7 protein-coding genes are annotated in these 10563 nt (G+C 63.9%); 2 read left to right on the top strand and 5 right to left on the bottom strand.

What is annotated here, in order from left to right:
• Positions 1-113: 113 nt before the first annotated feature.
• Positions 114-1403 (top strand): IS256 family transposase, encoded by a 1290-nt coding sequence (locus Aple_RS47290; protein WP_246265430.1) that lies wholly within the window; start codon positions 114-116, stop codon positions 1401-1403.
• A gap of 23 nt (positions 1404-1426) precedes the next feature.
• Here the strand turns inward: Aple_RS47290 and Aple_RS47285 are convergent, their stop codons facing one another.
• Positions 1427-2869 carry a PD-(D/E)XK nuclease family protein gene (locus Aple_RS47285; RefSeq protein ID WP_155351338.1) on the bottom strand — a complete coding sequence of 481 codons (1443 nt, stop codon included), beginning with the start codon at positions 2867-2869 and terminating at the stop codon, positions 1427-1429.
• 20 nt (positions 2870-2889) lie between these two features.
• Between Aple_RS47285 and Aple_RS47280 the strand changes: the two genes are divergently transcribed.
• Complete coding sequence (locus Aple_RS47280) at positions 2890-3816, top strand: serine/threonine-protein kinase (protein WP_170322026.1); 927 nt, start codon at positions 2890-2892, stop codon at positions 3814-3816.
• Between the two features lie 41 nt (positions 3817-3857).
• On the opposite strand, the gene Aple_RS47275 is transcribed toward Aple_RS47280, so the two are convergent.
• From Aple_RS47275 to Aple_RS52620, 4 genes are all read right to left on the bottom strand, one after another.
• Positions 3858-6578, bottom strand: a complete 2721-nt coding sequence (locus Aple_RS47275) for an AfsR/SARP family transcriptional regulator (RefSeq protein ID WP_155351336.1) — start codon at positions 6576-6578, stop codon at positions 3858-3860.
• A gap of 858 nt (positions 6579-7436) precedes the next feature.
• Complete coding sequence (locus Aple_RS47270) at positions 7437-7817, bottom strand: helix-turn-helix domain-containing protein (RefSeq protein WP_155351335.1); 381 nt, start codon at positions 7815-7817, stop codon at positions 7437-7439.
• Positions 7814-8224, bottom strand: a complete 411-nt coding sequence (locus Aple_RS47265; RefSeq protein WP_218038885.1) for a hypothetical protein — start codon at positions 8222-8224, stop codon at positions 7814-7816. The genes Aple_RS47270 and Aple_RS47265 overlap by 4 nt, the downstream gene beginning before the upstream one ends.
• Positions 8225-8672: 448 nt before the next feature.
• Entirely contained in the window at positions 8673-9749 is a 1077-nt protein-coding gene (locus Aple_RS52620; protein WP_170322024.1) for a hypothetical protein, read from the bottom strand.
• Between the last annotated feature and the right edge of the window lie 814 nt (positions 9750-10563).

Here is a 10563-nt window from a genome sequence, read left to right as displayed (position 1 = left end):
GGAGCAATGCTGAAGACCTGTGGATCTACTGGGAAGGGGGTGTACCTTCCCGATGATCATGTCAAGTCTCAAGCATGACCGACGCGCCAACGCCGGTCGGGAAGGCACACCCGTTGCTCACCGTAGTCCCTGACCCCGCCGACGGCGACCGCCGTCTGCCCGACGCTTCCTCCTCTTCCTCGCTGATCGACGAGATCGTCCGCGAGGGCGCCCGCCGGATGCTCGCCGAAGCATTGAAGGCCGAGGTGGACGCCTACATCGCCGCCTTCACCGATGAGCGTGACGAGCACGGTCGCCGCCTGGTCGTGCGCAACGGCTCCCACCAGAGCCGGGAGATCCTCACCGCGGCCGGCGCGATCGAGGTCACCGCCCCGCGCGTCAACGACAAGCGCGTCGACCCCGAAACCGGCGAGCGGCGGCGTTTCTCCTCGGCGATCCTGCCGCCGTGGGCGCGCAAGACCCCGAAGATCACCGAGGTGCTGCCGCTGCTCTACCTGCACGGCCTGTCCAGCGGGGATTTCGTGCCCGCCCTGGGGCAGTTCCTCGGCTCCACCGCCGGGCTGTCGGCGCCGGTGATCACCAAGCTGACCGGGCAGTGGAAGGCCGACCAGCGCGCCTTCGCCGCCCGCGACCTGTCCGGTGTCGACTACGTCTACCTGTGGGCCGACGGCATCCACGTCAACATCCGGCTGGAAGAGCACCGGCTGTGCCTGCTGGTGATGATCGGCGTGCGCGCCGACGGCCGCAAAGAGCTCATCGCCCTGGCCGACGGCTACCGCGAGTCCACCGAGTCGTGGGCCGATCTTCTTCGGGACTGCAAGCGGCGTGGCATGAGCGCGCCCGTGCTGGCCGTCGGTGACGGCGCGCTGGGCTTCTGGGGTGCCTTACGGGAGGTGTTTCCGCAGGCCAGAGAGCAGAGGTGCTGGTTTCACAAGATTGCCAATGTGCTGGGGGCGCTACCGAAGTCGGCTCACCCGGGCGCGAAGAAAGCCCTGGCCGAGATCTGGAACGCCGAGGACAAGGATCACGCCCAGACCGCCGTGAAGGACTTCCAGACCGCCTACGGCGCCAAGCATCCCAAGGCCGTGGCCAAAGTGGCCGACGACCTGGAGGAGCTGCTCGCCTTCTACGACTTCCCCGCCGAGCACTGGGTGCACCTGCGCACGACCAACCCGATCGAATCGACCTTCGCGACCGTGCGTCACCGGACCAAGGTCACCAAAGGGCCGGGCTCGCGAGCCGCCGGGCTGGCCATGGCCTTCAAGCTGATCGAGTCGGCCCAGGCCCGCTGGCGCGCGGTCAACGCACCCCACCTGGTCGCCCTGGTCCGCGCCGGGGCGAAGTTCGTCAGCGGCAAGCTCGTTGAACGACCCGACGAAGAATCATCCTCGGTAGCCGCCTGAGGTTCTTGATCCACAGGTATTGACTATTGCTCGACGGCTCGGGCGGCCTCTCGTACCGAGGGTGTGAAGGGGTCAATGATTTCCAGGTCGGCGCCGCCGGGGTGCAGTACCTCCAGTTCGATTCGGGCTCGTGTGCGCGACCCACCCAGGTCACCACGTCCGACCAGCAGCACCGCGAGCGCCAGCTGAGGATTGCCATCGATCAGGTCGGCGGACCGGCGCTTCTCACGGTTCCGCGTCTTGAGCTCACGCCATACCCAAGAGTTCTGGTCCCGGTACAGCAGGTCAGGTTTGGTGATCACGATGATGTCCGCCGCTCTGTCGTGGTAGGCCAAGGTACGTTCGACCTGGACCGAGCTGGGCTGGGCATGGCGGAGGGGACAGACGGCCGCGTGGTACCGCAGCAGCTGTAGCGCCAGGAGCTGGTCCTCGTCGGACAGCGTGTATTTGGGATTGACCCAATCCGGCGGGATGTCAGGCGCGCAGCGCCGCTCCGGCTCATCACGGTGACGGCGCTCGAGGAAATCATGCACCGCCCGTCCGCGTTCGGCGGCAGGGGAGTTCTCGATCTCCCGCTCCACCGGAAGGTTCAGACGCCGCAGGTGGTCACGCGCCGGGCAGACGACGTACCTCCGGCCGTTGGTGGGCGACCAGCTCCTGCGTGGCTGAGGGCGGTCATTGATACCGAGCAGTCCCGTGGCCGGCTTAAGCGCTGGACATACGGTGATGAACGAACACTTCGTACATGCCGTGCCCGGTCGGAATTCAGTGCCGTCGACCGCCTCTTCGAGGCGTTCCCTGCCATGTTCCTCGAAGAGCGCCAGCGCGGCTCCTCGGTCCCCCTCGAACAACGGCCGGATATGCCCATCCGAGAGGCCAACCTGCACCACGCGGACGAGATCGGGCAGTGGGCCTGGTCCGCCCTCGGCCGCCACGAGAGCGGCGATGGACCGTTCCCCGTCCGTACGGTGCTTGTCCGACCGATGCGCGAGCAGTCGCAGTTCCCGAATCCTGCCGTCCGAGGACAGCAGATGGCGGCCCCAGGCGCTGATCTCGTACTCGGTGGCACCACGCCGATCGGGCCTTCGCAGCCTTCTGTGGTAGACCCAGGGAATTGTGGCCGGTAAGAGCGGGGCTTCTCCTCCCACAGGAAACGCCCGCTGGTACATCGCATGGGCGTTTGCGGTCCACGCCCGCAACCCGTCGTGCATCGGCCGTCGCCTTGAGGGGTAGCGCCCGCGCTGGACGCCTTCCTCCTCGTCGAGGTCGGCCATGAATGGGCCGAACGCGAAGTCCTCCAGCGACTCTTGTGGCCCGCGCGCAGCGTGCATGACCGGCTTGAGGCCGCGGGCCTTCATCGCTGTCTCGGCGGGACACTGGTAGTCCCCTGAGGCGACTGTGGCGACGGAGACTTTTATGATCCCGGCGAACGGTTTGAGCCCTCGGGGTGGGCGCCATTCTGACATGCTGCTGTCACCTTTCCGGAGTGGCCGTTGAGGTTGTCGTTGCTGGAGATGATGTGAACGTCGGTACGGTCATTGATGACCGCTATCGGGTGATCCGCTCCTTGGGAGAGGGAGCGTGTGGGGCGGTTGTCGTGGCGCAGGACTTGGCGGAGGGAAGAGAAGTCGCCGTCAAGATCCAGCCAGAGCGATCCTTCGAGGAAAGTGACGTTTTCGCCGAGGGCCGGGAAGAATTTGTACGCGAAGCGTGCAATCTTGAGAAGCTATCGGGAATACGCGGGATACCGGAGTGTCATGGGACGGGTTTGTATCGAGGCCGACGCTATGTCGTGATGGACCTGGTCACCGGAATGACACTCGAGAAATTTGCCGTCAATCCCGGTGCACACATGACGGCAGTCGCGGCCTCTGTGCTCGGTCAGCTTTGTGAGATCCTGTGGGAAGTACATAGCCGCCAGATGGTTCACCGGGATATCAAACCCGCGAACATCATGGTCGAGCTCAACGGTGAGATTCGCCTGCTTGACCTGGGCTTCGCACTTGAATGTGGCGTGGTACCGGCCTGGCCAAGCGGTACGCTGGGCTACTCGGCCCCGGAGCAGTATCTTCCCGGGAATCGGGCGACCGTGGCATGTGAAATCTTCTCCCTGGGCTGTGTGCTCTTCGAAATGATCGCCCACACACTTCCCTACGATGGCAACGCACGTGGTGCCACCCGGGCCAGCCAGGCATTTGCTCCGGGCAGGCTTAGCGCGTTGGATCCGACACTCAGGGATCTCGGCCTTGCCATGGTGGCCGTCGACCCGGCGGATCGTCCTGCTGACGTCATAGAGGTGCTGCGTTACCTGAAGCCGGTCCTTCCGCTTCCCGGCTCGGCGCGCCACGCCAAACTCCGCCCGCCGGATGTCACAACGTGGTACCGCAAACGGCGAGGCATTCCGCTCCCTTAGAGGGGAGAGCGGCTTGGATCCGACCCAAGTGGAGGCGCGCATCAGCCTAGCCTCCGGATCCGGTCCGCGACCTCATCGGTTGATTCCCTCAACTCGTTGAAGAGCGACTCAGCGCGCATCAGCATTTCACGTGCCTCGTCAGTACGTTGCAAGGCCACGAGCGAGTCGGCGAACTCCAGGAGAGTGTTCGCCTCGTTCCGCGGATAGCTCAGCTTCTGGTAGCCGGCGAGCGCTGCGGCCAGATCTGCGGCTGCGGAGTTGTACTCGCCTCGGGCGAAACGCGTCCGTCCCCGGTTGACCAGCGCATTGGCATGACCGTTGATGTCACTGGTCGTGGCGAACAGTCGGACGGCGGCATCGCAGTGGGACAGGGCCTCCTCATGCTCGCCATGGCTCAGATGGATGCAGCCCAGACCATTCAGAGCGACTGCTTCACCGAGCGGATCGCCCAACTGGCGAAACGATGGCAGCGTCCCAGAGAAAAGCATGCGTGCCTCGATGAGATCCCCGGTCTCGCGGCAGAGAATCGCGAGCGCGTTCTGGCTCAGCACGGTCGCCCGTAAATCTCCGGCCTCCTGCGCGAAGCCTACCGCCCGCTTCGCATGCCATTTAGCCGTCTGGCGATTGCCCATACCTCGATATGTTCCGCCGAGCATTCGCTCCACCATGGCCCGCTCGCCCGATGCGGCAACCTCCTTTGCGGCCTCGGCAGCCAGGCCCAACGTCTTGGCCGCGTCGGCGTACTTGTTGGCGCGCCACTGGTAGGTCACCAGGGCCATCGCCAGAAGCCAGGTATGGCGATGCATGTCCATTTCTGCGGCTCGGTCGATCGCCTGAAGGATGGTTTCGTACTCGGCGGCGAACCAGGCCATGGCCTCGGCGATACCGGACGGCGCCACGTGGGCGGACCCGGACGGCAGGTCGATGGGCAGAATTCGCCCGGGAACCAGGACCCGGTCGCATGACCAGGAATTGTGCATCAGGAAATCGAAGACTTTGACAGCGACTTTCCGGCATTCGTCATCGGGTTGCGCGTCCGCCCGCCGTTCCGCGAACCTCCTGGTGAGGTCGTGGAGTTTATAGCGTTGGTTGTGCGGCTCCTCCAGCAGATGCGCGGCCTGGAGCTCCTCCAGCGCCGGCAACCGAGGCTCGTTCGCAATCCTGTCTTCCAGAACGTAAATGGCGGCACGGCTCACTGTCGGCCCCGGGTGTATCGCCAGATGCCAGAGCAGGCGCTGCGCTTCCCCAGAGAGGGCACGGTACGAGGCGGTGAATGCCGCCTCGATGTTGAGGTCCTCGCAGCCGGCAACCTGGAGGTTGGCCAGGCGTGTCGCGATGCCACGCAGTGCGTTTCGGGTCTGCCAGAGGTCACCGAAATCACGGTTCCTGACCAGCGCACCGACGATGACCAGGGCCAGCGGAAGATCGCCGCAGAAATCAGCCAGGTCGTCCCCGACCGCGGCATTCGCAGAGAGGGTGAAAGCGCCCTCTTCCGCCAACAGCCTCAGGGAATCGTTGCGGGAAAGCCGGTCAATCTTCATGACCTGTGCGCCTTCGTATGCCACCAGACTATCAAGCCGGTTGCGACTGCTGACAATCACGGCGCAGGTCCCCGGTCCTGGCAGGAGGGGGCGGACCTGCTCGGCGTTCCGTGCGTTGTCGAGCACCACGAGTATGTTCAGGCTGGCCACGGTCGAGCGGTATGCCTCAATCATTCCGTCCGGTGAAGGGGTGCTCGGATCGACCTTGAGCCTGTTGAGGAAGTGCGCGAGCACCTGCTCGGTCGGGGCGGGCTCGGTCGCGGCATGGCCATTGAGGTCGAAGTGAAGGCAGCCGTCTTCGAAGTGCGCATCCACCTTGTGCGCCCAGCTCAGGATGAGCGCAGACTTTCCCACGCCGGGCATTCCATTGAGGACAACCAATCGTGAGCCGGAAGGTACGTCGTCCAGGAGCAGCCGGTCGAGCGCCGCGTATTCCGCCGCACGTCCTACGAGAGTCGGTCGGTGTGCGGGCAGTTGGTGGGGAACCGCCGGGCGGCTCGGGCGAGTCGGGCCGTGCACGACTCCCAGAAGGTTACGGCAGTGCGCCGTCAGGTCGGTGCTCGGTTTCTTGCCGAAGCTTTCCCACTCCGTCATCGCGTCCCGCACCGCCGTAAACCCGCCGAGGGTTTGCAGGACATCTAGTTTGACCTTGAATAGCCTCTCGTTGTCCGGCCATCGGTCCAGCGGCTCGCGAGTTTCCTCAAGCGCTTCCATGGCACGGCCAGTCTCAAGCAATGCGCTGAGATACAGGATCCAGGCGCTCTGCCACTCGCCAACGAGCCTGGCTCTGTCGGCGTCAAACCCTGTGCTTGTTATGTCCTCCACCGGGTCGCCACTCCACTCGTCGAGGGCCGCCTGTAGCGTCGCTATCTTCTCGGCGGCTCCTTGTCCCCGCGCGATGCGCAGGAGGTCCCAGAACCTTAGGTAGTCGACAGCCTCCCGTGGTACCGCAAGGCTGCACTGCTGGCTGCCCATGCGGATGGGCACCAGTTCCGGCGCTGTTCTGCGCAGTTCGGCGACGTACTGGCGAAGCCGTCCTCCCATGTTGTCAACCGACTCACCTGGCCAGAGCCGCTGCGCGACGTACGTGTGAGAGGCCCTCAGCTCCACTGTCATCGCGAGAGAGGCGACATAGAGCCCGGACATCTTGGCCGGACTGACCTTCAGGGGTTCGCCGTCCCGGAAGACGCCAAACGGACCGAGAACGCGAATGTCCATCATTTTCCCAATACGCGAGTGTGCTCACGGCTTCTTCTGGTCTGTGCTCGTAGGAAATGGTGCCATCCTCGCTTCGATCGCCTCTCACGTTCTTCTAACGTTTGTGCGCCGTACGCCCTGGCCCGGTTCTGGCAGACTAGCCACGCCTCAGGAGATGTAGGCGAATGCGTCCTTCCGAGAAGAAAGCGAGGTACCGTCTACAGTATCCACAAAGAGAAGAATGTCGGAATCAAGGCCGAGCTGGGGATCGCTATCCGGGTCGGACTGACTCAAATAAGGAGCACGCAATGAGGATGCGCCATTGTTTCCCCGACTTCGGACCGTCTGCGCCGAAGTGTCGCAAAGGCCGCCGGTCCTATCCGCCCACGCGTCGTCGCCCGAGCACTCCGGCTAAGCCGAGTAAGTCGGCTCCGGCCAACCCGGGTGCGAAGTAGAGCGGTAGCGATGCCGCGCTGCGTCAGTCAAGACGTCTCCTGAAGGGCGCAGAGGAAGGCCGGATTCTCGCTAGGATCCGGCCTTCCGTGTTGCTGCCCCCTTCGGGATCACGGCGAGAAGGACCGATGCGAGGCCAAATCGCTCGGTCGGCGCTCTTGCGACGGAGTCTGATACCGATGGTTGCCGAAAGTTGGCGCTATTTCACGGTCCGGCGCATTGCTCTCATTCGAACTGTGTACCTGCCGATAACTTCATCCGTGCAGGTCATACGGCTTGCCTAGTTATTCGGCGACGTGTGCCCACTCCGGCTGTCGACAGCCACCGAGGCGTGGCAGAATGATCACCTGGGCTCTTCCGTCTGGTCACATGCCGACGCATTCCCTCATTAGCGCGTTTTGCGTTGTCTCATCCAGACACGAGATGTGATCAAGCGGAGCGTTGCTCGGGGTGGGTGTGCCTTAGCTGACCGAGATCGAGTTCTATCCGGGATCCGTGGACGGTGACCACGATGCTTGCGCTGTCGGCGCCGGTGGCCATCAGGTAGTCGTACAGGGTGGACAGCAGCATGTCGTTGCGGTTCTCCAGCCGGGATACCACCCCCTGTCCGACCCCGAGTTTGCGGGCCACTTCCACCTGGGTCATCTGCCCGGCTTTGCGGATCATCGCCAGGTTCATCGCGTAGGCGCGGTCCATCTCTTCGGCCGCCTCGTGAGCCTGGGCGACCTCGGCAGCAAGCTGTGGGTCGGACAGGAGCCGGTCTAGATGATCATTGCCGCGCACAAACGTTGGGTTCTCTGGCTCGGTCATGGCTTCTCCTCGTAGGACGTCTCCCGTTTCCACTGGTCGATCAGGGCGTCTGCTCGGGCGGCGACGCCGTTGTAGAACAGGTCGCCCAGCCTTGCTTTGTTTCCGGCGAACAGTGCGACGACCGCCTTGCCGGTGTCGGGTGGGAACCAGCAGATCAGCCGGGCTGCTACCTCGGGATGGTAGGCGTGGGAGACTCGCCACAGCGGGTAGCGCCGCGACTGGCGGACCCATCGCAGCGTGGCTGTCTCCTCTTCTTGATCCGGTGGTTCGGACAGGTTTCGTAGCTGATCCAATGCGCGGGCTGTGAAGACCAACATGAGGCGTGAGTGTTCATCGCCCGCGCGTGCATCGGCTTCGAGCCGGTCGAGCCAGTTGCCGAAGTCGGCTGGCCAGTCGATGTCCACCATCAGATTATGGCTTTAAAGCGATATGCTATGCAAGTCATATTGCTGATCGAAGGCTATGTGTCGAGGGCCGGGAGTATGCGGACGGCCGACCGGTTTCACAGTTCACGACAGGTGATGACGCGGAGCGGGCTCTACAAGTGGCCATCCTCTGGAGGGATGTCGAACACGGCTTCGGCTGCGTCCACGACGGGCTGGACGGAGTTGAGGATGAGTCGGCGCTGGGCGGATGTCTGTGATCCAGCGTATCCGGCTGTCGTTTGGTAGGACTCGTGGCCAGCCACCAGTTGCATGACGCCGGGAGCGACGCCGCCGTCTCGGAGCATTGTGATCATCGTGTGGCGCAGGGTCTGTGGCGTGATGTGCTTGGCCAGGCCGCGCTGGCGGGCGAGGGTGAGGGCGGGCTGCAAGATGGTGTTGCGCTGGTTGCCGTAGTCGATGTAGCCGCCCGCTACCCTCTGGAAGAGCGGCTCGTCGGGCCCTTTTCCTGCGCGTGCTGGATCAGCAGGACGGCGAGTTGGGTGCTGATCGGGACCTGGCGGCGTTTCTTGCTCTTGGGGTACGGCTTGAGCTGCCATCCCTTGCGGCCAGTCTTCTCGTTCAGTAGCAGCGCGTACGCCTGAACGACCTGGATGACCCCGTCGGCCGGATCGAGGCCGGACACATGGAGTCCCGCGAGTTCGCCCCAGCGAAGGCCGGTGGCCATCTCGGTCACGATGAACAGCGCCGTGGCCGGGTCAGTGTCGTAGACGGCCCGGAGATAGATCTCCACCTCGGGTCCGAAGAGTACGGCCGACGCCGCTACCGGTGCGGCGGGGAGGTGGAAGCCGTCACACGGGGTGGAGAACAGCAGGGGCGGTTCGCCGTCCTCGCCTTCCTGCATGGCGGCGCGGAAGACGGGCTTGATGGAGCAACGGTAGATCTTGGCGACCGTCCCCGGGGACAGGGTTCCGGCGACTCCTTCGTGCGGGAACGGTGAGCCCGCGGCGTGCCAGAGTCGCAGCACCTCTGGTGACACGCGGCCGGTCTTCTTGACGGGGACGCCGTTGGCGAATGCCCATCGGCGGGCGGCCTGCTCGGGCGAGAGCGGCTTGCCCGGCTGGCGCTCGTTGCACGCGGACGATTTGGCGAGCATCCATTCCGCCCACTCGCGGAGGACCCGCCGGGTCACCTCGTTGAGTGGAAGGTGACCGAAGAACGGGAACACATGCCGCTCGGCCTCGGCCAGGTAGTCATATCGCTGGGTCGGTGACGCCGCGGTGCGGGTGCCGTAGTTTGCCCGTGCGTACTGCTCGAAGGTCGGCATGCCCGCATCGGGGCCGGTTTGCTGAAGGCCGTGACAGCCCTTGGGATAGCCTTCCGGCCGGTTCTCGCCGTTGTCTCCGACCAGCGCCGCGAAGGTCTGGGAGATCTCCAGGCTGTAGCAGGTTTCGAAGTCCTCCCGGCTGTGTCGCCCGCCGCCGATCCGCCACTTGACCAGCCAGGATTTCGCTCCGTTCTTCGCGGTCCGCTCGACGATTCGTGCCATGCGAGCCCCCTTGTTGTGGTGCTGGCATGGTGACGGGATGACCCGCATGAGGGCGCAGCGCGACTCGCCGACCTGGTCAAGTCCAGACGAGCGTTTGGGCGGGGGAACACAGGGGGAACATGATCAAGGCCAACTCGCGCAGGATCCTGATTGATGGATCAGCAGTGGGGGCGTCTACCTGCGACGATGTGGTGGGGCGCCAGGGATTCGAACCCTGAACCTACGGATTAAAAGACGAATTTCTTAGTGTCAATCAGTACCGCAGGCTATCTATTTCTATCGTTCGGCCCGGATTTGCTGCTGTCAAAATGCCTGATGATGACGCGCGATGTTGTGCCGTATCGCATGCCCACGAGCAACCACCGAGCAACCATCAACTACCCCCGTCCGGTTTTACTGAAACGCGATTGTGTATCCGCGACCTTTCTCCAGGTAACTCCCCGACCCGCCGATCTTCCGAAAGGTCCGATTGCCTTCACCGCTTGGGACCATGGGGCACCTTCGGCACATGCTGGCACAATATGAGTGCCACCATAACCACCACCAGCCGCATCGCGCTGGCGAACTGCGCTCACCACTGCATGCCCCTTACGACGTGGTCGACCTGAGTGCTCGGATCCAACGGACAACGACCGTTAACGCCTTGATCAACGAGTACCGCAGAGTCGTCTGATCGATTCGCGAAGCCGCAGTTCAAGCCGTACATGCAGATTTTGGCACCCATGGGCTCTGCGGAGTCTCCCATGAGTACTCACATGCCGCTTGAGCTGCATGGATAACGTTTGCTGGCAGGCGCAAGGTGCGCCGCCGCTCC

The sequence above is a fragment of the Acrocarpospora pleiomorpha genome (assembly GCF_009687885.1).
GTDB lineage: Bacteria > Actinomycetota > Actinomycetes > Streptosporangiales > Streptosporangiaceae > Acrocarpospora > Acrocarpospora pleiomorpha.
This window is presented reverse-complemented; position numbering and strand designations above follow the sequence as displayed.

Coding starts and splice junctions, on each gene's coding strand:
- Aple_RS47270 (WP_155351335.1), bottom strand. CDS start 7,817: ATGACCGAGCCAGAGAACCCAACGTTTGTGCGCGGCAATGATCATCTA.
- Aple_RS47275 (WP_155351336.1), bottom strand. CDS start 6,578: ATGATGGACATTCGCGTTCTCGGTCCGTTTGGCGTCTTCCGGGACGGC.
- Aple_RS47265 (WP_218038885.1), bottom strand. CDS start 8,224: ATGGTGGACATCGACTGGCCAGCCGACTTCGGCAACTGGCTCGACCGG.
- Aple_RS52620 (WP_170322024.1), bottom strand. CDS start 9,749: ATGGCACGAATCGTCGAGCGGACCGCGAAGAACGGAGCGAAATCCTGG.
- Aple_RS47285 (WP_155351338.1), bottom strand. CDS start 2,869: ATGTCAGAATGGCGCCCACCCCGAGGGCTCAAACCGTTCGCCGGGATC.